This is a genomic window from Streptomyces sp. NPDC028711 (assembly GCF_055565415.1).
The window spans coordinates 110,557-131,119 of record NZ_JBVHUJ010000011.1 but is presented as its reverse complement, the minus strand read 5'-3'; the positions used below and the strand labels follow the sequence as shown (position 1 = coordinate 131,119).

Annotated in this window: 23 protein-coding genes and 1 riboswitch; of the genes, 12 read left to right on the top strand and 11 right to left on the bottom strand. The window is 73.0% G+C overall.

The features are described 5' to 3' along the window. Positions 1–80 precede the first annotated feature (80 nt). Positions 81–596, top strand: a complete 516-nt coding sequence (locus ACZ4VK_RS29210; RefSeq protein ID WP_468358360.1) for an NUDIX domain-containing protein — start codon at positions 81–83, stop codon at positions 594–596. An 88-nt stretch (positions 597–684) separates the two neighbouring features. Here the strand turns inward: ACZ4VK_RS29210 and ACZ4VK_RS29205 are convergent, their stop codons facing one another. Beyond that, on the bottom strand, positions 685–1,206 hold the full coding sequence (locus tag ACZ4VK_RS29205) for an AMIN-like domain-containing (lipo)protein (protein ID WP_468358357.1): 522 nt from the start codon (positions 1,204–1,206) through the stop codon (positions 685–687). A gap of 100 nt (positions 1,207–1,306) precedes the next feature. Here ACZ4VK_RS29205 and ACZ4VK_RS29200 point away from each other — a divergent pair, with 100 nt between their 5' ends. The 3 genes from ACZ4VK_RS29200 (at position 1,307) to ACZ4VK_RS29190 (ending at position 2,787) form a co-directional block, all read left to right on the top strand. Beyond that, entirely contained in the window at positions 1,307–1,942 is a 636-nt protein-coding gene (locus ACZ4VK_RS29200) for a DUF6629 family protein (RefSeq protein WP_468358354.1), read from the top strand. Between the two features lie 7 nt (positions 1,943–1,949). Then, positions 1,950–2,165 (top strand): hypothetical protein, encoded by a 216-nt coding sequence (locus tag ACZ4VK_RS29195; protein ID WP_468358351.1) that lies wholly within the window; start codon positions 1,950–1,952, stop codon positions 2,163–2,165. A 124-nt stretch (positions 2,166–2,289) separates the two neighbouring features. Next, positions 2,290–2,787 (top strand): peptidylprolyl isomerase, encoded by a 498-nt coding sequence (locus tag ACZ4VK_RS29190; RefSeq protein ID WP_468358348.1) that lies wholly within the window; start codon positions 2,290–2,292, stop codon positions 2,785–2,787. Between the two features lie 145 nt (positions 2,788–2,932). On the opposite strand, the gene ACZ4VK_RS29185 is transcribed toward ACZ4VK_RS29190, so the two are convergent. The 3 genes from ACZ4VK_RS29185 to ACZ4VK_RS29175 all read right to left on the bottom strand — a co-directional run bounded on the left by ACZ4VK_RS29185 (position 2,933) and on the right by ACZ4VK_RS29175 (position 6,954). After that, the gene (locus tag ACZ4VK_RS29185) at positions 2,933–3,769 is read right to left on the bottom strand and encodes an SDR family oxidoreductase (protein WP_468358345.1); all 837 of its coding nucleotides are present in this window, start codon (positions 3,767–3,769) and stop codon (positions 2,933–2,935) included. 158 nt (positions 3,770–3,927) lie between these two features. After that, positions 3,928–4,176 (bottom strand): type B 50S ribosomal protein L31, encoded by a 249-nt coding sequence (locus tag ACZ4VK_RS29180; RefSeq protein WP_468358342.1) that lies wholly within the window; start codon positions 4,174–4,176, stop codon positions 3,928–3,930. A gap of 105 nt (positions 4,177–4,281) precedes the next feature. Next, the gene (locus tag ACZ4VK_RS29175; RefSeq protein ID WP_468358339.1) at positions 4,282–6,954 is read right to left on the bottom strand and encodes a SpoIIE family protein phosphatase; all 2,673 of its coding nucleotides are present in this window, start codon (positions 6,952–6,954) and stop codon (positions 4,282–4,284) included. A 159-nt stretch (positions 6,955–7,113) separates the two neighbouring features. On the opposite strand from ACZ4VK_RS29175, the gene ACZ4VK_RS29170 reads away from it, so the two are divergent. Then, entirely contained in the window at positions 7,114–7,893 is a 780-nt protein-coding gene (locus ACZ4VK_RS29170; protein WP_468358336.1) for an alpha/beta fold hydrolase, read from the top strand. A 100-nt stretch (positions 7,894–7,993) separates the two neighbouring features. Then, entirely contained in the window at positions 7,994–9,277 is a 1,284-nt protein-coding gene (locus tag ACZ4VK_RS29165) for a phosphoribosyltransferase family protein (protein WP_468358333.1), read from the top strand. Here ACZ4VK_RS29165 and ACZ4VK_RS29160 read toward each other — a convergent pair. Further along, on the bottom strand, positions 9,274–10,146 hold the full coding sequence (locus tag ACZ4VK_RS29160) for a transglycosylase SLT domain-containing protein (RefSeq protein WP_468358330.1): 873 nt from the start codon (positions 10,144–10,146) through the stop codon (positions 9,274–9,276). The genes ACZ4VK_RS29165 and ACZ4VK_RS29160 overlap by 4 nt on opposite strands. 3 nt (positions 10,147–10,149) lie before the next feature. Further along, positions 10,150–10,335: riboswitch (cyclic di-AMP (ydaO/yuaA leader) on the bottom strand. A 341-nt stretch (positions 10,336–10,676) separates the two neighbouring features. Here ACZ4VK_RS29160 and ACZ4VK_RS29155 point away from each other — a divergent pair. Continuing rightward, positions 10,677–11,309: a DUF6197 family protein gene (locus tag ACZ4VK_RS29155; protein WP_468358327.1), complete on the top strand. Its 633-nt coding sequence runs from the start codon at positions 10,677–10,679 to the stop codon at positions 11,307–11,309. 64 nt (positions 11,310–11,373) lie between these two features. On the opposite strand, the gene ACZ4VK_RS29150 is transcribed toward ACZ4VK_RS29155, so the two are convergent. Both ACZ4VK_RS29150 and ACZ4VK_RS29145 read right to left on the bottom strand, forming a co-directional pair. Further along, positions 11,374–11,652, bottom strand: coding sequence for a LysR substrate-binding domain-containing protein (locus ACZ4VK_RS29150; RefSeq protein WP_468358818.1), 279 nt, complete (start codon positions 11,650–11,652; stop codon positions 11,374–11,376). Between the two features lie 196 nt (positions 11,653–11,848). Beyond that, positions 11,849–12,286, bottom strand: a complete 438-nt coding sequence (locus ACZ4VK_RS29145) for a nitroreductase family deazaflavin-dependent oxidoreductase (protein WP_468358324.1) — start codon at positions 12,284–12,286, stop codon at positions 11,849–11,851. Positions 12,287–12,454: 168 nt separating this feature from the next. On the opposite strand from ACZ4VK_RS29145, the gene ACZ4VK_RS29140 reads away from it, so the two are divergent. From ACZ4VK_RS29140 to ACZ4VK_RS29130, 3 genes are all read left to right on the top strand, one after another. Beyond that, positions 12,455–13,246, top strand: coding sequence for an alpha/beta fold hydrolase (locus tag ACZ4VK_RS29140; protein ID WP_468358321.1), 792 nt, complete (start codon positions 12,455–12,457; stop codon positions 13,244–13,246). 84 nt (positions 13,247–13,330) lie between these two features. Further along, positions 13,331–14,314 (top strand): threonine/serine dehydratase, encoded by a 984-nt coding sequence (locus ACZ4VK_RS29135; protein ID WP_468358318.1) that lies wholly within the window; start codon positions 13,331–13,333, stop codon positions 14,312–14,314. A gap of 99 nt (positions 14,315–14,413) precedes the next feature. Continuing rightward, entirely contained in the window at positions 14,414–14,947 is a 534-nt protein-coding gene (locus tag ACZ4VK_RS29130) for a GNAT family N-acetyltransferase (protein WP_468358315.1), read from the top strand. 33 nt (positions 14,948–14,980) lie between these two features. Here the strand turns inward: ACZ4VK_RS29130 and ACZ4VK_RS29125 are convergent, their stop codons facing one another. Then, positions 14,981–16,252: a serine hydrolase domain-containing protein gene (locus ACZ4VK_RS29125; RefSeq protein WP_468358312.1), complete on the bottom strand. Its 1,272-nt coding sequence runs from the start codon at positions 16,250–16,252 to the stop codon at positions 14,981–14,983. Between the two features lie 264 nt (positions 16,253–16,516). Next, on the bottom strand, positions 16,517–17,017 hold the full coding sequence (gene tpx / locus ACZ4VK_RS29120; RefSeq protein WP_468358309.1) for a thiol peroxidase: 501 nt from the start codon (positions 17,015–17,017) through the stop codon (positions 16,517–16,519). Between the two features lie 199 nt (positions 17,018–17,216). Between tpx and ACZ4VK_RS29115 the strand changes: the two genes are divergently transcribed. Continuing rightward, the gene (locus ACZ4VK_RS29115; protein ID WP_468358306.1) at positions 17,217–18,176 is read left to right on the top strand and encodes a GlxA family transcriptional regulator; all 960 of its coding nucleotides are present in this window, start codon (positions 17,217–17,219) and stop codon (positions 18,174–18,176) included. A gap of 108 nt (positions 18,177–18,284) precedes the next feature. On the opposite strand, the gene ACZ4VK_RS29110 is transcribed toward ACZ4VK_RS29115, so the two are convergent. Continuing rightward, positions 18,285–19,007, bottom strand: coding sequence for a hypothetical protein (locus ACZ4VK_RS29110; RefSeq protein WP_468358303.1), 723 nt, complete (start codon positions 19,005–19,007; stop codon positions 18,285–18,287). 140 nt (positions 19,008–19,147) lie between these two features. Between ACZ4VK_RS29110 and gap the strand changes: the two genes are divergently transcribed. After that, positions 19,148–20,143 carry a type I glyceraldehyde-3-phosphate dehydrogenase gene (gene gap, locus ACZ4VK_RS29105; protein WP_468358300.1) on the top strand — a complete coding sequence of 332 codons (996 nt, stop codon included), beginning with the start codon at positions 19,148–19,150 and terminating at the stop codon, positions 20,141–20,143. 133 nt (positions 20,144–20,276) lie between these two features. On the opposite strand, the gene ACZ4VK_RS29100 is transcribed toward gap, so the two are convergent. After that, the gene (locus tag ACZ4VK_RS29100) at positions 20,277–20,486 is read right to left on the bottom strand and encodes a hypothetical protein (RefSeq protein ID WP_468358297.1); all 210 of its coding nucleotides are present in this window, start codon (positions 20,484–20,486) and stop codon (positions 20,277–20,279) included. Positions 20,487–20,563: the final 77 nt, after the last annotated feature.

Here is a 20,563-nt window from a genome sequence, read left to right as displayed (position 1 = left end):
GACTCGTGAGCGGCCGGGCCGCCGTGCGGGGCCCGCTTGGATGAGGGCGAACCCATCGGTCCGTCGAGAGAGAGCCGCCCATGGCGAACATCTGGCTGCCGCCCGTCGAGTACGTGGAGACCCTGCCGAGAGCGACGGCGTACGCCTGCCTCTACTTCACCGACACCGCAGGCCGGCCCTTCCAGCTGCGCGCCACCTACCGCGGCGAGCCGTGGCAGTGGCCGGGCGGCAACATGGACCCGGGGGAGACGCCCTGGGAGACGGCGGTACGCGAGTGCCACGAGGAGACCGGCATCACCTTCACCGGCGCCCCGCGGCTCCTCGGCACGCACTTCGTCACCGACCGGGGCGAGGAGTGGCCCGCCAACCACATCGGCTTCATCTTCGACGGCGGAGAGCTGACGGACGAGCAGGTCGCCGGGATCGTCCTCGACCCCGAGGAACACAGCGAGTACAGCCTGCGCACGCTGGACGAGTGGGAGCGGGAGATGGAGCCGGGGGAGTTCGGCCGCCTCGCGGGCGTCGACCGGGCCCGCAGGACCGGCGTACCGGTGTACATGGACAACCGGCCGGTGTCCCTGGACACCGGCCGGTGAAGGACCGGCGCACGAGGACGGCCCTACGGGAGGAGTAGCGGAGCACGAGGGGTGGGGCCGTGCGTGAGGACGGCCCCACCCCCGTGCCTCAGGCCCGGCACCCCACCGGGTGGGCGATGTCGACGACGAAGCGCTCCGGGGAGTGCAGACGGAAGGTCTTGTAGGCGGGCTTGGTGTCGAAGGCGGCTCCGATGGTGACCACGCCCTCGAAGTCGCCGGTCAGCGCGACTCCCTTGAGCGCGGGCAGATTGATCTTCTGCAGCCGGGGTCCCTGGTAGACGGACCTACCGGCGTCGTCGTGGGCGGCGGCGGGGGAGAGACGGATCTCCAGGAAGTGCTTCCCGGCCAGCGGGACCTTCAGCCCCGACCCGTCCTGATGGAGAGCGGCGACCTGGCGCACGGTGACCGGGGGCATGGCACCCCGCACGTCGATCACGAGCCGGTCGAAGGTCGCGTGGCCGCCCCAGCGGGCGTTGACGACCAGGGCCGTGGCCTGGGTCGAGGCGTTCGGGGAGGGGGCCTTCGCGGCGCCTGCCGGGATCGTGGAGCCGATCCCGGAGGTCAAGAGGATTCCCGCGGCGACGGCCGCGAGGGTGTGACGGTGATGCATGACGTCCCCCAATTTCTCCTGCTCCGGGGACAGTGGTGTCACAGGGAGAGACATCCACCACAACCATACGGTTCCACCCGATATGAGGTAAGAGTGCGCTATGTGCTGGAGTGCGACGGCCGACCTCTGGGCCGGCATCGGGATCGGCGCCGTCGGGGCGGCCTGCCTCGCCTCCGTACGCCGTCCCGGGGACGCGCCCCTCGCCGCCCTGCCCCTGCTCCTCGGCGCCCACCAGATCGTGGAGGCGGCCGTCTGGCGCGCCGGGGGCGGAACCGGAACCGCGACTCTCGTCTGGGCCGTGATCGCCCTCCCCCTGCTGCCCCTGTGGGTGCCGGCCGGCGTCCTCGCCGCCGCCCGCCCCGCCGACCGGGCGCGCCTGATCGTCCCGCTCGCCGCCGGAACCGCGACCGCCGGATTCCTCGCGTACCGCCTCGCCACCCGCCCCGTCACCGCCGAGGTCCGGGGCCACACCCTCGGCTACGTCGTCGACCTGCCGTACGCGCCCCCGCTCCTCGCCGGGTATCTCCTGGCCACCGTCGGCGCGTTGCTCCTCGCCCGCGACCGGTCACTGCGGCTCCTCGGCCTCGTCACCGGCGCCGGAGCGGCCGTCTGCGCCCTCCTGTGGAGCACCGCGTTCCTCTCCACCTGGTGCGCCTTCGCCGCCGTCGCCTCCCTGCTGCTCCTCCTGTGGATCCGGCGGCGGCCGGCCGTAACCCCTGGGCCGCTCAGCAGTTGACCAGGGCATGAAGAAGCGCAGCATGCTCGCCATCGCCTCCCTCGCCGCAGGCGTCGTCACCGCCCTCATCACCCCTCCGCCGCAGGCGAACGCGGCCGAGAGCCCCCTGGGCGGCGCCACCGGCCTCCTCCAGGAGGACCAAGGCGTCGAGACCGTCCTCCACGACACCGTCCAGAGCGCCGAAGGCACCCTTCCGGTCCCCGGCGCCGGTGGGGTGCTCTGAGCCGCCTGTCCCACGCCTCGACCGGGGCCCCGCGCGCTCACGGGCCGCGGGGCACCGGCGCGCCGTGACCCGGGAGGAGGCGGCCCGTGCGCGCGCCGTGCGTCAGTAATGACAGGATGTCCCCATGAGCGAGAACGTTTACTTCGACATCACCATCAACGACGAGCCCGCGGGCCGCATCACCTTCAAGCTGTTCGACGACGTCGTCCCGAAGACGGCCCAGAACTTCCGCGAGCTCTGCACCGGCGAGCACGGCTTCGGCTACGCCGGCTCCCCGTTCCACCGCGTCATCCCGCAGTTCATGCTGCAGGGCGGCGACTTCACCCGCGGCAACGGCACCGGCGGCAAGAGCATCTACGGCGAGAAGTTCGCCGACGAGAACTTCAAGCTGAAGCACGACCGCCCGTTCCTGCTCTCGATGGCCAACGCCGGCCCGAACAGCAACGGCTCGCAGTTCTTCATCACCACGATCGTCACCGACTGGCTCGACGGCAAGCACGTCGTCTTCGGCGAGGTCGTCGAGGGCCAGGAGCTGGTCAAGAAGATCGAGGGCCTCGGCTCCCGCTCCGGCGCCACCAGCGCCACCATCAAGGTCGCCGAGTCCGGCGTCGTGAAGGCCTGATCGCCTTCCCGAGCTGAGCGGAGGGCGCCCGGCGCCCTCCCTCGACCACCCCGGCCCGGGGCGGGGAACGCCGTCCGCGTGACGTGCGCCCCGCCCCGCCCGTCGGCCCTCGACAGAACCACACGGCCGGCCGTCGGTGCCGTCCTCAGACGAAGGCCGGCGCGTTGCGCTCCGCCCACGCCGAGAACGGGCGCGGTGCACGGCCCAGGACCCGCTCCACGTCCGGGCTCACCCGCTGCTCCTCCGCACGGGGCGCGCCCATCACGGACAGCATCCCGTCGACGGCCTCCTCCGGCAGGAACCGCACCAGCCGGGCCCTGGCCTCACTCGCGCTCAGCGCCACGAACCCGACCGGGCCGCCCACCACGCCCGCGAGGGCCTCGACCTGGTCGCGCGGCGACACCGCCACCGGGCCCGTCAGGACGTACGTCCGTCCCGTGTGCGCAGGGTCCCGCAGCGCCTCCGCCGCCACCGCCGCGATGTCCTCGGGGTCCACCACCGGCAGCGCCACATCCGCGAACGGGGCCGCCACCGTACGGGCCGAACGCACCTGTTCGGCCCAGAGGAAGGCGTTCGACGCGAATCCGCCGGGCCGCAGGACCGTCCAGTCGAGCCCCGACTCCCGCACCGCCGTCTCGAACGCGCGCAGGATCTCGTGCGAGACCGAGTCGCTCCGCGTCCCCACCAGCTGCGAGGACTGGAACACGATCCGCCGCACACCGGCGGCCACCGCCGCCGCCACGATCTCCCGAGGACTCAGCTCGTCCCCGAGACCCGCGACGAGCAGGTACACCGCCTCCGCCCCCTCGAACAGCCCCTTGAGGCCGGCCACATCGGCCAGGTCACCCTGCCGGTGCGTCACCCCCGCGGGCAGCCCGCCCGCCGGCCGGCGGCTCACCGCCGTCACCTTCCCACCGGCCGCGGCAAGCAGCTCCACCAGCGGTCGCCCGACGTTTCCGGTCGCTCCGGTCACCACGATCACAGCAGTTCCCCTCCAGGGAGTCCTCGGCGGAGCGCGAGCGCTCCGCCGTCTTCGTGACCTCATCCTGGAAGGTGAACTGGCCATCCTCCGGCCAGTTTCATGGGCGGGACGCCGGATGCACGAGCAGGCCCGAGAAGAGCGGCCGACCCCCCGGAGGTTCAGCCCGTCTCGCCGAAACGCCGCTCGAACTTCGCGATCCGCCCCTCGGAGTCCACCGTCCGCGCCTTGCCCGTGTAGAACGGGTGGCTCTCGGAGGAGATCTCGACGTCGATCACGGGGTACGTCCGGCCGTCGTCCCACTCGATGGTCCGGTCGCTGGTCGCCGTGGACCGGGTCAGAAAGGCGTACCCGGCCGAGCGGTCACGGAAGACCACCGGGCCGTACTCGGGCTGCTTGTCCTGCTGCACGTGTCCTCCTAGGGCCCGACTCGCCCGGCCTGATCGGCACGGGCACCTCCAGCCTCCCCGGGCACACGGCCGCCGACCAGCGCCACGGGCCCGACCGGGTGACCCTCAGCCGTGCTCGGGCCACCGCGCCGCGAGCAGCAGGGCGATGTCGTCCGGGCGGGCCGTGGCCTGCCGGGCCTCCCGGATCACCCGGTCGGCCGCCTCCGCGAGCGGCAGCGAACAGGCGGCGGCCAGAGCCCGGCGCAGCCGCTCGATCCCCTCGTCGATGTCCCGGCCCGGCCGCTCCACCAGACCGTCCGTGAAGAGCGCCAGCACCGCACCGGGAGCCAGCCGCAGCCGCGTCACCGGATACGACGCGCGGTCGTCGACCCCGAGGACCACCCCGCCCGCCAGCTCCACCGGCTCCGCCGTCCCGTCCGGCCGCAGCAGCAGCGGCTGCGGATGCCCGGCCCGCACCGCCCGCATCTCACCCGTGTCCGGATCGAGGAGTACGTAGCAACAGCTCGCGAACTGCCCGGGATCCAGGTCGATGAGCAGCCGGTTGGTCCCGCGCATCACGTCCTGCGGACGGTGACCGGCCAGGGCGAAGGCCCGTACGGCGCTGCGCAGTTGCCCCATCGTGGCCGCTGCCGCCACCCCGTGCCCCTGCACGTCCCCGATCACAAGCGCCAGGTGCCCCTGTTCCGCCTCGATCACGTCGTACCAGTCGCCGCCGACGTCCATGCCCTGCGTGCCCGGCAGATAGCGGCCCACCGTGTCCACACCCTCGCGCACCGGCAGCCGGTGCGGCAGCAGCGCGTCCTGGAGGCCCCGCGCGACGGCCGACTCCGAGTCGTACCTCTGCGCCCGCTCCAAGGCCTGCGCGATGAGTCCCGCGAGCGCCGTGAGGACGGTCCGCTCCTCCGCGCTGAACCCGCGCGGCCGGTCGAAGCCCAGGATGCAGGAGCCCACCGGCCGGCCCGAGGCGATCAGCGGCAGGAACGCCCGCGCCCCCGAGTGCGCGTCCAGCGGGAGCCCGGGATACGTACGGCCCAGCTGTTCCATGGACTCGAAGAACAGCGGCCTGCCCGTCGTCAGCGTCTCCACCCCGGGCAACCGGGCGTCCAGGGCCACACCGTCGAAGGATTCGAGGAACCCCGGCGGGAAACCCGTCTCCCAGGCCAGGTAGAGACGCCGGTCGCTCAGCAGGTAGATGGCCAGCTGGCGCCCGCCGAACGCGGGGAGCAGCTCCTCCGTCACCACCGCCGACACCTGGCGCGCCGTCACGGCCTCGGAGAGCGCGATCGCCAGGGCGACCGGCCGGTACGGGGTCGTCACCCGGTCACCGGGCAGGGAGAGCGTGTCCTCCGCGCCCTTCCCGCCGCCGGTTCCCGGCCCGAGCCGCGCCGGGTCCTCCTCGGGGACGAGCACCATCGTCACCCCGTCCCGCCCCGGGTGCAGCGAGACCGACAGCCACCGGCCGGGCGCCGGACGGGCCACGAAGCGCACCGGCTCACCGCCGACCAGGGCGGCGCGCAGCTGCTCCTCGTGGAACGGGAGGCCGAACCAGGGGAGCGCCTCCCACAGCGTCCGCCCCGCCAGAGCCGCCCGGGGACGGCCGAGCAGCCGCTCGGTGCGCTCGTTGACGTAGGTGACGCGTCCCAGGCGGTCGATCGCCAGGATGGCCCGGGGCAGCCGGTCCGTGGCGTCCGAGCCGATCAGCCCGGTGCCGAGGTCGACGAGGGTGCACAGGAGCCGCACGGCTCCGGGGCCCCCGACGCCGTCCCCGTCACCGCCGGCCTCGCTCGCCTCACGGGCCGCGCTCGTCTCACCGGCCTGGCTCCCCTCACGGGCCGCGCTCGTGTCGGCGGCCTCGCTTCCCTCACCGGCTTCGTCCGGCCCGGGGTTCGCTCTCGCCGCCCCCGGCGCGCTCGTACGCGCCCGCGTGGAGACCTCAAGCAGGTGCAGTCCGCCGTCGGGGCCCTTCAGGCGGAACCTGCGCACCGCGGGCCGTCCGTCCGTCCCCGTCGCCTGCCGGGCGGCCGCCCACAGCGCGTACCCGTCCTCCGGCTCCAGGAGCGACGTCAGCGACTCGATCGAGCAGGGCGAGGTCACCTCCGCGCCCAGGATCTCCAGGAGCCCGGCGTCCATCGTGACCGTGCCCGTCCGCAGGTCCCAGTCGAAGGAACCGAACCGGACCGGAGGCGCGCCCGCCGTGGACAGCTGCACGCACACCGGGTCGCCCGGCCACTCGACCACCGTCCCCCGGCGGGTCAGGCCGGCCAGGGCCTCACCGAGGCGGAGCGCTCCCCGTGTCATCCGGCCCCGGTCCCGCGCGTCCACCGGCACCCCGGGGGTCGGCGCCCGCAGCGCCACCAGGACCCCGAACCGCTCACGGGCGGCGACGACCGGGGCGTACAGCGAGGCGAAGGGGAACGGCAGGCTCGCCACCAGCTGGGGGAACCGCCGCATCGCCTCCTCGACGTCGGCGAGGTGGACGGACTGGCCCGAACGGTGTACTTCCGCCACGGGGAACGGCCGGTTCTCATGCATCCGCCACCAGGGGCGGAAGAGGGGCCCGGGCAGGCCCACCAGGACCGCGAGCTTCAGCAGCCCCGTCGTCCCGGAGCGCAGGTACACCCCGCCCGCGTAGCCGCCGACCTCCTCGACGGTCCGCAGCGCCGCCTCGGCGAGAGCCCAGGTCAGCGCGCCGGAAGCAGGCCCGTCGGCAGCTCCGTTCCCGGACGGACGCCCGGTTCCGCCAGCCGGGCCGGGGCCGGACGTGCCGTGCGAGGTCACACAGACAGCATGCCCCCCACCCGAAACGCCGTGCATCCCGACGGGGCGCCCTCCGGCCCTGTCCCGAGGTGTTGACCGCTCGCGCCCGCGCCGTCACACTCGGTCGTCGACCGCGCCGCAGGCGCGCGGCGCACCACCACCTCGCGACCAGGGGGCACGATGACGGACCGCGTTCTTCCGTACGACGTACAGGGCGACGGCCCCCGGCGGGCCCTCGTGCTGCACAACTGGTTCGGCGACCGGACCAGCTTCGCCCCGCTGCGCGCCCATCTCGACGACACCGAGGGCTCCTACGCGTTCGTCGACTGCCGGGGCTACGGCGAGGCCCTCGACCGCGCGGGCGCGTACACGATGGAGGAGGTCGCGGCCGACGCCCTCGCGGTCGCCGACGACCTCGGCTGGGACTCCTTCTCCGTCATCGGCCACTCGATGGGCGGCAAGGCGGCCCAGCTGATGCTCCTCGACGCCCCCGACCGCGTCCGCTCGATCGTCGGCATCTCGCCCGTCTCGGCGGCCGGTTTCCCCCTCGACGGCGAGACCTGGGAGCTCTTCGCCGGAGCCGCGGAGGAACCGGCGAACCGGCGCGCGATCATCGACAACACCACCGGCGGCCGGTACGACGACGCCTGGCTGAGCACCCTCGTCGAGCGCTCCGTCCGGCGCTCCTCCGCGACGGCCTTCCGTGCCTACCTGGACTCCTGGTCCCGGACCGACTTCCACGAGCGCGTCCGCGACAACCCCACGCCCGTCCTGCTCGTCGTCGGCGCCCACGACCCCGCGCTCGGCACCGAGGCGATGGAGGCCACCTGGCTGCGCTGGTACCCGAACGCCCGCCTCGAAGTCCTCAAGGACGCCGGCCACTACGCGCCCGAGGAGACCCCCGGGGCCCTCGCCGAGGCCATCGAGGCCTTCCTCGCGGCCGCTGGGGTGGTTGGCTGAGGAGACCTCCCGCGGACGCGTCTACCCTGGAGATACGGGCAGGGGACGGGCACCCCGCTCCTCCCGCGCGCGGAGCCGCGGAGGCGGAAGGGCGGCGGTCATGTACTTCAGCGACCGGATCAACGCGGGCCGGCAGCTCGCCACCAGACTCGCCCGGTTCAAGGACCATGACGTCGTGGTGCTCGGTCTGCCGCGCGGCGGCGTGCCGGTCGCCGCGGAGGTCGCCGACGCCCTCGACGCCCCGCTCGACATCTGCCTCGTACGGAAACTGGGACTGCCCCGCCAGCCGGAGCTCGCGATGGGCGCGCTCGGCGAGGGCGGGGTACGGGTGGTCAACGAGCGGGTGCTGCGGGCGACCGGCGCGGACGAGCGCGATCTCGCCGCTGTCGAGAAGCGCGAGCTCGCCGAGCTCGATCAGCGGGCCCGACGCTACCGGGGCAGCAGGCCGTCCGTACCCGTCGAGGGCCGGACGGTCCTTGTCGTCGACGACGGCCTCGCCACCGGCGCCACGGCTCTGGCGGCCTGCCGGGTGGTACGCGCGCGGGGCGCCGCCCGGATCGTGCTCGCCGTACCGGTCGCACCGCCGGACTGGACGGCTCGTCTCGGCGGCGAGGCGGACGAGACGGTGAGCGTCCGCACGCCGGAGCCCTTCTTCGCGATCGGGCAGTTCTACCAGGACTTCTCGCAGACCTCGGACTCCGAGGTCATCGCCTGCCTGGACCGGAACCGCGCCACGCACGGCCCGGTCGTCCACGACGCGGACGTACGGATCCCCGCCGCCGGAGCCACGCTCACGGGACGGCTGGCGGTGCCCGAGGGGGCCGCGGGCATCGTCCTGTTCGCCCACGGCAGCGGCAGCAGCCGGCACAGTCCCCGTAACCGGGCGGTCGCGGCGGCGCTCAACCGGGCGGGCCTCGGAACGCTCCTCTTCGACCTGCTCACCGAGGCCGAGGCGGGGGACAGGGCCCGCGTCTTCGACACACCGCTGCTCGCCGGCCGGCTCGACGGCGCCACGCACTGGCTCGCCGGACGGCCCGAGGGCGGCGGCCTGCCGCTCGGCTACTTCGGCGCGAGTACGGGAGCCGCCGCCGCGCTGTGGGCGGCGGGCGACCCCGAGTCCCCCGTGACCGCCGTCGTCTCACGAGGTGGCAGGCCCGACCTCGCGGGCGACCGCCTGGCGCAGGTGAGGGCCCCGACGCTGCTGATCGTGGGCGGCGACGACGCGCTGGTCCTCGACCTCAACCGGCGGGCCGGTTCCCGGCTGCGCTGCGAGAACCGGCTGGCCGTCGTGGAGGGCGCCACTCATCTCTTCGAGGAACCGGGTGCCCTGGAGGAGGTCGCGGAGCTCGCCTCCTCCTGGTTCACCCGGCACTTCCGTGACTAGTACGGACCGTTGACGTTGTCGATGGAGCCGTAACGGGCGGCCGCGTAGTTGCAGGCGGCGGTGATGTTGGCGACCGGGTCGAAGAGATCCGTGGACGTGCCCGGCACGTGGTAGGTGTCGAAGGTCGGCTGGATCACCTGGAGGAGCCCCTTCGAGGGGGTGCCCTTCACCGCGTTGGAGTCCCAGAGGTTGATGGCCTGGGGGTTGCCGGACGACTCGCGCATGACGTTGCGGAGGATCCCGTCGTAGGAACCGGGGATGCCGTGCTGGGCCATGATGTCCAGCGACTCCCGGATCCAGCCGTCGAGGTTGTTCGCGTACTGGGTGGCGGCGGCCGGGGCGGCCTTGACCGGAGCGGCGGCGGGAGCTGCCTGCGCGGCGGAGGCTCCGGTGCCCTTGGCGACGGCCGGGGCGGCCGCACGGCGCTCGGAGCGGCTCGCCCGTTCGGCCGAACCGGTCTTCTTCGGCTGCGCGGGGGTGGCCTTCGCGGAATTCCGACCGAGCGTCAGTTCAAGGCCCGGGTGAATAAGTGATGGGTCGTCACCCACCGTGCTCTTGTTGGCCTTGTAAAGGCTCTTCCAGCCGCCCTGAATTCCCTTCTTCTGGGCGATCAGGGAAAGCGAGTCGCCGCTGACGACGGTGTAGGTCCGGGCGGCGGCCGGGGCGGCGGGAGCCTTGGCCGGGGCCACCGCGGCGGGGGCGGCGAGGGGCCGGGCGGCGACCTCCGGGGCTCCGGAGACGGTCGCGGCGCCGGCTGCGGCGGGGGCGATGAGCGGCAGGGCGAGGGCGGCCCCACCCGTTCCGACCAGCGCGATTCCACGCGAGACGGAGTGGCGTCGGGGGCGGCGGTGCTTACCGTGTGCAGGCATGACGGATTTCCTCTCCGGCGCCTTCGGGGTGAGCTGTCGGGTTCGGACTGGAGATGTCCGGCCGCGCGCACGCGGCTTCACCCCGAGCCGTTCCGGATTCCGGGCCGGCGTATTCGTGGGTCCCCCGCTCCTGCCGTCGGGTGAAAGGGAGGTATTTCGAGCGGTGGCAGGATTCGGCGATCCGCTCGAATGGAGGTGACCGTAGGCCAGTGATGCCGGAGAGAACAAGAGGAGTGGACGGGTCTGAACGGTGAAAGGATCACGGAATTCATCGAATTCAAGATCGACCGTTTCTCCGGCCCCCCGAACTTCCTTGTGCGGCGCGGCATGCGCCGGCTCGGGACGCGGGGGAGTGCCGGGGAAAGTGAGTCGCGTCACCAGGCGTTCAATGTCCGTATATGGGCCTTAATTCTCTTAATGGGAGAGTGTGTTGGAAAGTGCCCGTCGGTAGGGGTGCACTCAAGGGCATACATCGCAAAGCCGACATTCGTCCTGAACGATGGAGTGACCCCGACCGAGGAGCCGCCCGGATGTCGCCCTCCGCCACCCTGCTCACCCCCGACACCCTCGACCGTGAGGCCGCCGCGCTCTACGAGAGCGCCGCCTGGCAGCGGATCGTCACGGACTGGACCGCCGCCCCTCCGTCCGCGCCCGCGCCCGCCCCCGCGCCCGACGCCCCGCCGGACGCCGAGAGATGGAGAGCCCTGCTCTCCGTGCCGGTGGACCGGCTCGTCGCCGACGCGCTCGACGCCCTTCCGCCGCCCCTGCCGGCCGAGCGCCGCCTTCCGGGCCGGCTCGGAGCCGTACTGCCCGACCGGCTCCACGCCTGGCGCCGCGTCGGCCAGCCGGAGCTGCGCCCCTCGGTCCACCTCGGCTACGCGCGCCTCGTCCTGACGGAGTGGGGCTGGCAGAACGCCCCGTACAAGCTGCGCGACGTCCGCGGGGCCCGGTGCGTCTGCGGCGCCCTCCTCGCCGCCCACCGACTCGGCTACGGCAGCGCGACGACGATGAACGAGGCGGCCGCGTGGATCATGGCCGAACTCCGGTCACGGGGGTGGCGGGACCTGATCGGTCCCTGGAACCGGGCTCCCGGCCGTACCGCCGCCGACGCCCTCGCCCTCCTCGACGCCACGATCCACCGCGCCGCGCACGCCGGCCGCTGACGGCCGCCCGTCATGCCACCGGGCGGCGACCGGAAGGCGGCCGCCCGGGCTGTAGAGGGTGAGCTCACCGGGCCGCCCTCGCTCCGACCTCCTGGAGTGCCGTGAGCAGACCGCGCACGGCGGGCAGGGCGAGCGAGGACTCGCGTACCGCCGCGTGGATGGAACGGACCGGCTCCGGACCGCGGATCTTGCGGACGGTCACGTTCGGGTGGCGGCTGCCCAAGGCCGTCAACGGGATCAGACTGACGCCGAGACCGGCCGCGACGAAGCCCTGCGCGGTGGCGTACTCCTCGCACTCCACCCCGATGTCCGGGGTGAACCCGGCCGCCGCGCAGGCCTCCATCACCGCGTCGAGGCACGGCCCGGGACGCTCGCCTCGACGAGCCGCTGACGGCACGCGTGGTGGCGGGCATGGCGGTCGTCCTGCTGGGAGTGGCCCTGACGAGGCGCCGGCTCGCCGGGACGGAACCGAGCCCCGCGCGCGCGTGACGCCCGGGGGTTGCGCCGAGGGGGTGTCCTGGGGAGGGGTGTCCGAGAACCTACTCGACCCGCTCGACGACGAAGACCGGGATCTCGCGGTCGGTCTTGCGCTGGTAGTCGGCGTAGTCGGGGAACGCCGCGACGGACCGCTCCCACCACACCCGGCGTTCCTCGCCGGTGACCAGACGGGCCTTCATGTCCCATACCTGCGGGCCGTCACGGAGCTCCACGAGCGGCGAGGCGACGAGGTTGTGGTACCAGACGGGGTGCTCGACGGCCCCGCCGTTCGACGCGACGAGCGCGTAGGCCCCCTCGTGCTCGACCCGCATGAGCGGGGTCTTGCGGAGCTTGCCGCTCTTCACACCGACGTTCGTCACCAGGACGACGGGCATCCCGCGCATCGTCGTGCCCTTGGTGCCGCCGGACGACTCGTACAGCTCGACCTGGTCGCGCACCCACGTCGTCGGGCTGGGCTCGTACTCGCCTTCGAGGGGCATGAGTGTCCTTTCGGGAAGTCCGGCGTCACCGGCTGCCTGCTGCGTCCCTCCGACGCTATCCGACGGATCGGCCGGGGCGGGAGCATCCTGACCCGTGCGTTGTCAGTGCCGACTCGTAGGGTGGCTCGTGACGGCACGTGAGCGGTGAACCAGGGGAGAGTGGGCGGCATGCGGGAGTTGTTCCTGACGGAGCAGCAGGCGTACATCCGGTGGATCGACCTGCCCGGAGACGGGCCCGTGCGGGTCTTCGTCCACGGCCTCGGCTGCACGGCGGCCTCCGACTTCGCCCACATCGCGGCCCATCCCGCCCTCGGAGGTGGCCGAGCGCTGCTCGTGGACCTCCTCGGCCACGGACTGAGCGACCGGCCCGCGGACTTCGACTACCGCATGGAGTCCCAGGCGGCGGCGGTGGCCGCTCTCCTCGACCACCTCGGACTCACGGGCGTCGACCTCGTCGGGCACTCCATGGGCGGCGCGGTGACCATCCATCTGGCCGCGGCGCGCCCGGAGCTCGTCGCCCGGCTCGTGGTGGCCGAGCCGAACCTGGACGCGGGCGGAGGCGTCTTCAGCTCCCCCGTCGCCGCACAGGACGAGGACACGTTCGTGGCGGAGGGGTTCGCCCGGATGCTGGCCACCGTCGACCGCGCCGACTACGCGGCCCGGCTGCGGCTCGCCGACCCGGTGGCCGTCCACCGCAGCGCGATCGCGCTCGTCGAGGGGAGCGTGCCCGCACCGGGCGAGCTCCTCGCCGCGCTCACCCTGCCCCGGACCTTCCTGGTCGGAGAGCTCAGCCTGCCGGACCCCGACGCGGAGAAGATGCCCGGCTTCGGCGTCCCGGTGACAGAGATCCCCCGCGCGGGACACAACCTGATGCTGGACAACGCGGACGGATTCGCCACGGCGCTGGCCCACGCCCTCGCGGACGTCCCGGCCCCGCGTCCAGGACCCCACGGCAGCTGACGCGAGCCCGGGCGGCCGGCCCCGGTGAACCACGGGCGCCGACCGTTCTCCCCCCCCCGTCACCCATCCCTCCAGGAGCCTCAGGTGCACAGCCTCACGTACGCCGACGTCACGACGGCAGCCGACCGGATCGCGGGCCACGTCCGCCCCGTCACGGTCACCCGTGCCGACCCGGGCACCGGGCCGTACGAGCTCCATCTCGCCCTGGAACTGATGCAGCACACCGGCTCCTTCAAGGCCCGGGGCGCGCGGAACTTCCTCCTCGCCCACGGGGAGGAGGGCACCCTCCCCGCCGCGGGCGTCACGATCGCCTCTGGCGGCAACGCCGGCCTCGCCTGCGCCTGGGCCGCCCTCCGGCAGGGAGTCCGCGCCACGGTCTTCCTGCCGACCACCGCCCCCAGGGTGAAGGTCGACAAGCTCCGCGGCCACGGCGCCGACGTCCGTCTCGTCGGCACGGAGTACGCCGAAGCGCTGACCGCCTGCGAGACGTTCGCCGCCGAGACCGGCGCGCTCGCCTCCCACGCCTACGACCATCCGCTGATCGCCGCCGGGGCCGGCACCCTGCTCGACGAGATCCACGAGAGGATCCCGGACCTCGACACCGTCGTCGTCGCGGTCGGCGGAGGCGGCCTCTTCGCCGGAGTCGCCACCGCCGCCCGGCACCACGGCATCCGGACCGTCGCCGTCGAACCCGAGCACTGCCGCGCCCTCGACGCCGCCCTCCGGGCGGGGCACCCCGTCGACGTGGGCGTCGAGTCCGTCGCGGCCGACTCGCTCGGCGCCCGCCGCGTCTCCGCCGCCGCCCTGGAGGCCGCCCGGCAGGGCGACGTCCGTACGGTCCTCGTGACCGACACCGAGATCGTCCGCGCCCGGCAGGCCCTGTGGGACGACCGGCGCCTCGCCGTGGAGCACGCCGCCGCGACCGCCCTGGCGGCCCTCACACCCCCGGACCGGTCCGGCGACCCCGACCGGGGCTATCGCCCCGAACCGGGCGAGAGGATCTGCGTCGTCCTCTGCGGCGCCAACACCGACCCCACCGACCTCACCCGCACCTCCGCGACCGCGTAGCCGACCCGCGAACGGATCGACGGACGGAGGGGCGGGCCGGTGGGGGAGCGCGGGGAGCCCGTGGCGTGACGGGCTCGCCGCGTACGTCAGGATGGGGACATGACCGAAATTCGTACCCCCCGTCTCATCCTCCGCCGCTGGAGCGACGACGACCTCGTCCCGCTGGCCGAGATCAACGCCGACCCGGAGGTCATGCGCTGGATCGGTGACGGCTCGGTCCGGGACCTGGAGCAGACCGCCGAGGACATCGAGCGGTACGAGGAGGAGTGGGACGAGGAGGGCTTCGGGATCTTCGCCGTCGAGCTCATCGCCTCGGGCGAGCTCATCGGCTTCGCCGGACTGTCCGTGCCCGAGTTCCTGCCCGAGGTCATGCCCGACGTGGAGATCGGCTGGCGCCTCGGCCGGCCCTTCTGGGGCCAGGGGTACGCCTCCGAAGCCGCCCACGCGGTCCTGGAGTTCGCCCTCCAGGACCGCGGGCTCGACCGGGTCGTCGCCATCACGCACATCAGCAACCAGGCCTCCGAGAACGTCATCGGCAAGCTCGGCATGACCGCCGAGCGGGAGACGAACCACCCGGCCTTCGGCGTCCCCCTGCGCGTCTACGCGATCGACCTCACCGAGTACGAGGCCTGAGCCATCTGAGGAGCGACCCCCTCAGGGGACCGCTCAGTGCCGCTCGGGCAGGTCACGCTCCGCCGGCAGCGACGTCAGGTCACGGGCCGTGGACGGGGCGGCGGTGCGCGCGGACGCCGGGGCCGCGGGCTTCTTGCCACAGAACGCGGCCTCAAGGGTTCCGCCGAGCGCGGTGTTGGCCGCGCCGTGGTTCGAGGTGTTCGCCAGGGCGGAGAGGCTGCGCCGGCCGTCCCGCGTCGAGAACGCGTACGTGTAGAAGCCCTGCACGGTGCCGGTGTGCCCGTACACCCGCGTACCGCACGACAGGTCGTAGCGGCGCAGGCCGAGGCCGTAGAACCGGGTGTTGGTGGCGTCGGTCGGCGTGACCGTCGTCATGGCCTCCATCATCGCCGGGGACAGCAGCCGGCCGCGCATCAGGGCGCTGGTGAAGGTGTTCAGGTCGCCGGGGCTTGAGATGACGGCGCCGGCGGACTGCGCCCAGGAGACCGTCTGCTCGGTGGAGTCCACGAGCGCGCCGCCGGCCTCGTCGGGGTGCAGGTAGCCGCGGACGTGCGTGCCCCTGATCCGGGTGTCGGGGTGCACGTACGAGGTCTTGCGCAGCTTCAGCGGCGTGAAGATGCGGCGCTCGTACGCGTCCGCCACGGTCTTGCCGGTGGCCTTCTGGATGAGCATGCCGACGACCACGAAGTTGGCGTTCGAGTACTTGTAGGACACGCCGGGCTCGGTGGTCCGCGGCTCGCTCAGGGAGAGGTCGACGAGCTCCTGGTAGCTGAACACCCGGTTCCGTACGGCCTCGAACCCCGGCACGGTGTTCGCGAACATCGCGTTCGTGTAGTCCGCGAGACCGCTGCGGTGCGTCAGCAGATGACGGACCGTGATGCGGTCGTCGGGGAGCAGGCCGGGCAGGTAGGTGTTCACCGGCGCGTCCAGCTCAAGACGGCCCTCCTCCACCAGCTGCAGGAGCACGACCGTGGAGAACGTCTTGCTGACGCTGCCGATCCGGAAGCGTGCGTGGATGTCCATGGGCGTCCCGGAGGCACGGTCCTGGACGCCGGCGGTCCGGCTCCTGACCCCGTCGGGGCCGGTGAACCGGGCCATGGCCCCCGGCGCGCCGTTGGCCATGGCGGAGTCGAGCGCGGCGACGACGCCGTCCATGTCGGGAGCCGGGACGGCGGGCGTGCCCGCGGCGGTGGGGGAGACGGGGGTGCTGGGGGCGGCGAACGCGCTGGTGGCGGGGACGACGCCCGCGGCGAGCGCGGCGATCAGGGTGGCGCTCACGGCCAGGCGTCGGTGCGACAGGGGCACGGTGATTCCTCGACTTCTTCCGGATCGGTCGGCGCGGCACACGGCAGACGGTGCGCCGCGGGGCTCGGGAGGACCGGCCGGGCCTGGCCCCCGGTGCCCATGGATCATGAGTGCCAACGCCGGAGATCGGTTCCTGACACGGGCCACGGGTTACGGAGCCGCCGACTCCGATACCGGCCCAGGTGCCGCGGCACGCGAGGAGCCCCTCCACCGTGGTGGTGGAGGGGCTCCTCGGGTGCGTCGTGACCCTGTCGGGTCCTTCGGCTACTTCAGGACGGCCAGCGCGGCGTCGTAGCTGGGCTCGTCACCGATCTCGTTCACGAGCTCGGTGTGCAGCACCTTGTCGTTCTCGTCGAGGACGATGACGGCGCGGGCGGTGAGGCCGGCCAGCGGGCCGTCCGCGATCTCCACGCCGTAGTTGGTGTGGAACTCGCGGCCGCGGAGCGTCGAGAGGTTCTTCACGTTCTCCAGGCCCTCGGCACCGCAGAAACGCGCCTGGGCGAAGGGCAGGTCGGCGGAGATGCACAGCACCACCGTGTTCTCCACCTCGCCGGCCTTCTTGTTGAACGCGCGGACGGAGGACGCGCACGTCGGGGTGTCGATGCTCGGGAAGATGTTGAGCACCTTGCGCAGACCGGCGTAGTCCTTCAGCGACGTGTCCGCGAGGCCCTCGGCGACGAGCGTGAAGTGAGGAGCCTGGCTTCCGGGGGCGGGCAGGCTGCCGTTGACCTGTACCGGGTTGCCCTTCAGCGTGACCTGGGCCATGGGGAATCTCCTTCGGGCGGTGTAGATGACAACGTGGGGAATCGTACGGTGTGCGGACCCGCGCACCGGACGTGAGCCACTCGAAGCCGGCCACCGACCACCGATTCGGCCTTCGCCGCGCACCTGACGTTCGGGCGACCAAGCGGTCCCCCGAGCCCGGACCGGTGCCTCCCCGTCCCGCCCGCGTACGCTCGATCCCGTGCCACCCACCCTCCGCCTCCACCGCGTCGCCGTCCTCGTGCTCGAAGGGGCGAAGCCGCTCGACGTCGGCATCCCGGCGCAGGTGTTCACGACCCGCGCGAGCATGCCGTACGAGGTGCGGGTGTGCGGCGCGGAACCCGGTCCCGTCACCGGGGGCGACGGCCTCTCCTACGCCGTCGCCCACGGCCTCGACGCACTCGCGTGGGCCGACATCGTCTTCGTCCCCGGCTACCGCTTTCCCGACCGCGAGGACCCGCCGCGCGCCGTCGTCGAGGCGCTGATCGCGGCCCACGACCGGGGCGCGCGCCTGGCCGCGATCTCCACCGGCGCCTTCGCGCTCGCCGCGACGGGACTGCTCGACGGCAAGCGCGCCACCACCCACTGGCACTACACCCAGGCCCTCGCGGCGAAACGCCCTCTCGTCCGGGTCGACGAGAACGTCCTCTTCGTCGACGAGGGCAGCGTCCTCACCTCGGCGGGCGCGGCCTCCGGCATCGACCTGTGCCTGCACATCCTCCGCGGCGACCTGGGGGTGGCCGCGGCGAACCATGCCGCCCGGCGTCTGGTCGCCGCCCCCTACCGCAGCGGCGGTCAGGCCCAGTACGTGCCGCGCAGCCTGCCCGAGCCGCTCGGTGAACGGTTCGCCGCGACCCGCGAATGGGCACTGCACCGGCTCGGCGAGCCGCTCACCCTCGACACGCTCGCCCAGCACGCGGCCGTCTCGCCCCGCACGTTCTCGCGGCGCTTCGTCGAGGACACCGGCTACACGCCCATGCAGTGGGTCATGCGCGCTCGCGTCGACCTCGCCCGTGAACTCCTGGAGCGCTCGGAGCGGAGCGTCGAGCAGATCGCCGCCGACGCCGGTCTCGGTACCGGCGCGAATCTGCGGCTGCACTTCCAGCGCATCCTGGGCACCACACCGAGCGAGTACCGGCGCACCTTCACGCAGGGCGACTAGGGCCCGTCCGGCGGATCGCGGCCGGGGCCGCGGCGCCCGGCACGGCACCTCGCCAGGGCCTTGTCCGGCCCTTCCCGTCGGGTCCGGCCCGCCCGGCTGTGCCGACGATCAGTCGGTGACGACGACGTCCTCGGCCGGCGGGGCCTTCGCCTCGACCGGCCTGTCGTAGTCCGAGAAGGTGGTCGTCCCCCGCACCTCGCCGCCCGCGGTGACGATCTTCAGGAGGTACGGGGTGCCCTCGGCGGCGATGTAGACGGTGGTCGTCCCGCCGTCGGTGCCGACCGGCTTCGTCAGCTTCAGCGCCTTCCGCCCCTCGACGGTGGTCGCCTCGCCCTCCGCGGAGTCGTCGTCCCAGCCGTTCCCCAACGCGGAGGAGTCCCTCTTCCCGCCGCAGAGCTGCTCCAGTTCGGGCGGGGCGTCGGGGCCGTCGACGGGCGGCTTCGTCCAGCGCCCCCTGAGCTCGTCGATCAGGGCCTCCAGATCCTCCGGGCTCCGGTGTCGCTCCTGCGTGCGCAGGAACGTTTCGTCGCGGCGCAGGTACACGTCCTTGCCCTCGATCTTGATCAGTTCGACCGTGCCCGCCCCGCCGTAGGACATCGTGGCGGTGCAGTTCCCCCGGTCGTCGGTGGAGACGTAGCCCTTCATCGGCACCATCAAAGAGAGCACGTCGGTGTGAACGGTGACGGACGTCGCCGCATCCGTCGCTGTGATCGCCTTGCCGAGAATCCCAGGTCTGCTCAGGTCGCCCAGGAACGGACCGCAGGCGGTGGCGGAGAGAGTGACGGCCACGCAGGCCAGGGCGGCGGCGGGGAGGCGGAGTGCGGCGGGCATGGGTGGCAGTCTCTCCGAGGGGGAGGAACGGGGGAAGGGCAGGTGTGTGGCGCGATCCTTGCGGACCATGGCGATCCCGCCTCTGTCGAGACACGTTCCGCCGAGCGAACCTGGTGGCGACGCAGAAAGGGACACACCTCATGACTCGCATCGCCATCAATGGTTTCGGCCGCATCGGACGCAACGTGCTGCGCGCACTGCTGGAGCGCGACACCGACCTCGAGGTCGTGGCTGTCAACGACCTGACGGAGCCGAAGGCCCTCGCCCGCCTGCTCGCCTTCGACTCGACCTCGGGCCGCCTCGGCCGCCCGGTGAGCGTCGAAGGGGACACCCTCGTCGTCGACGGCCACCGGATCAAGGTGCTCGCCGAGCGCGAGCCGGCGCAGCTGCCGTGGGCCGAGCTCGGCGTCGAGATCGTCCTTGAGGCGACCGGCCGTTTCACGTCGGCCAAGGCCGCCCGCGGCCACATCGACGCCGGTGCCAAGCGCGTCCTCGTCAGCGCGCCCGCCGACGGTGCCGACGTCACGCTCGCGTACGGCGTCAACACCGACGCGTACGACGCGGACCTGCACACGATCGTCTCGAACGCCTCGTGCACGACCAACGCGCTCGCGCCCCTCGCCAAGGTCCTCGACGACCTCGCCGGCATCGAGCACGGCTTCATGACGACGGTCCACGCCTACACGCAGGAGCAGAACCTGCAGGACGGCCCGCACCGCGACCCGCGCCGCGCCCGCGCCGCCGGCGTCAACATCGTGCCGACCTCGACGGGTGCCGCCAAGGCGATCGGCCACGTGCTGCCGAACCTCGACGGCAAGCTGTCGGGCGACTCGATCCGCGTGCCCGTCCCGGTCGGCTCGATCGTCGAGCTCAACACCACCGTCGCCCGCGACGTGACCCGCGAGGACGTCCTCGCGGCGTACCGCGCCGCCGCCGAGGGCCCGCTCGCCGGTGTCCTCGAGTACTCGGAGGACGCGCTCGTCTCCTCCGACATCACGGGCAACCCGGCCTCGTCGATCTTCGACTCGGAGCTCACCCGCGTCGAGGGCCGCCACATCAAGGTCGTCGCCTGGTACGACAACGAGTGGGGCTTCTCGAACCGCGTCATCGACACCCTCCAGCTGCTGGCCGGCTGAGCCGACGCCGCTTCCCCGCTGCCCCCGCCGAACCACGGATTCGGCGGGGGCAGCGGCGCGTTCCGATGTGCTCCGGAGCCCCGGGCCGCCCACGGCCTGACGTCGACTCCGGGCGTACGACACGGCCCCGGCGTCAACGGCGAACGGCCCGCAGCAGGAGGATGGCGCCGAACACCGGGACGCCCAGCGAGAACACGAGGAGCAGCAGGAGTTCCATCGGCCCGATCCGGGACGAGGCTCCGAGCAGGGCGCCCAGGAAGGCCACCCCGGGCACGACCACTCCGGTGGCCGTTCCGATGAGCTTCTGACGGCTCTCCCACTGGGGCGCGCCCCAGTAATGCAAGGTAGCCGGGTGAGAGGCGCCCGACAAGCCCGGCCCCCGGGACGGACCTCGTCCCGGGGGCCGACTCGTCGACGGGC

Coding starts and splice junctions, on each gene's coding strand:
- ACZ4VK_RS29210 (WP_468358360.1), top strand. CDS start 81: ATGGCGAACATCTGGCTGCCGCCCGTCGAGTACGTGGAGACCCTGCCG.
- ACZ4VK_RS29205 (WP_468358357.1), bottom strand. CDS start 1,206: ATGCATCACCGTCACACCCTCGCGGCCGTCGCCGCGGGAATCCTCTTG.
- ACZ4VK_RS29200 (WP_468358354.1), top strand. CDS start 1,307: ATGTGCTGGAGTGCGACGGCCGACCTCTGGGCCGGCATCGGGATCGGC.
- ACZ4VK_RS29195 (WP_468358351.1), top strand. CDS start 1,950: ATGAAGAAGCGCAGCATGCTCGCCATCGCCTCCCTCGCCGCAGGCGTC.
- ACZ4VK_RS29190 (WP_468358348.1), top strand. CDS start 2,290: ATGAGCGAGAACGTTTACTTCGACATCACCATCAACGACGAGCCCGCG.
- ACZ4VK_RS29170 (WP_468358336.1), top strand. CDS start 7,114: ATGACGGACCGCGTTCTTCCGTACGACGTACAGGGCGACGGCCCCCGG.
- ACZ4VK_RS29165 (WP_468358333.1), top strand. CDS start 7,994: ATGTACTTCAGCGACCGGATCAACGCGGGCCGGCAGCTCGCCACCAGA.
- ACZ4VK_RS29160 (WP_468358330.1), bottom strand. CDS start 10,146: ATGCCTGCACACGGTAAGCACCGCCGCCCCCGACGCCACTCCGTCTCG.
- ACZ4VK_RS29155 (WP_468358327.1), top strand. CDS start 10,677: ATGTCGCCCTCCGCCACCCTGCTCACCCCCGACACCCTCGACCGTGAG.
- ACZ4VK_RS29150 (WP_468358818.1), bottom strand. CDS start 11,652: ATGGAGGCCTGCGCGGCGGCCGGGTTCACCCCGGACATCGGGGTGGAG.
- ACZ4VK_RS29145 (WP_468358324.1), bottom strand. CDS start 12,286: ATGCCCCTCGAAGGCGAGTACGAGCCCAGCCCGACGACGTGGGTGCGC.
- ACZ4VK_RS29140 (WP_468358321.1), top strand. CDS start 12,455: ATGCGGGAGTTGTTCCTGACGGAGCAGCAGGCGTACATCCGGTGGATC.
- ACZ4VK_RS29130 (WP_468358315.1), top strand. CDS start 14,414: ATGACCGAAATTCGTACCCCCCGTCTCATCCTCCGCCGCTGGAGCGAC.
- tpx (WP_468358309.1), bottom strand. CDS start 17,017: ATGGCCCAGGTCACGCTGAAGGGCAACCCGGTACAGGTCAACGGCAGC.
- ACZ4VK_RS29110 (WP_468358303.1), bottom strand. CDS start 19,007: ATGCCCGCCGCACTCCGCCTCCCCGCCGCCGCCCTGGCCTGCGTGGCC.
- gap (WP_468358300.1), top strand. CDS start 19,148: ATGACTCGCATCGCCATCAATGGTTTCGGCCGCATCGGACGCAACGTG.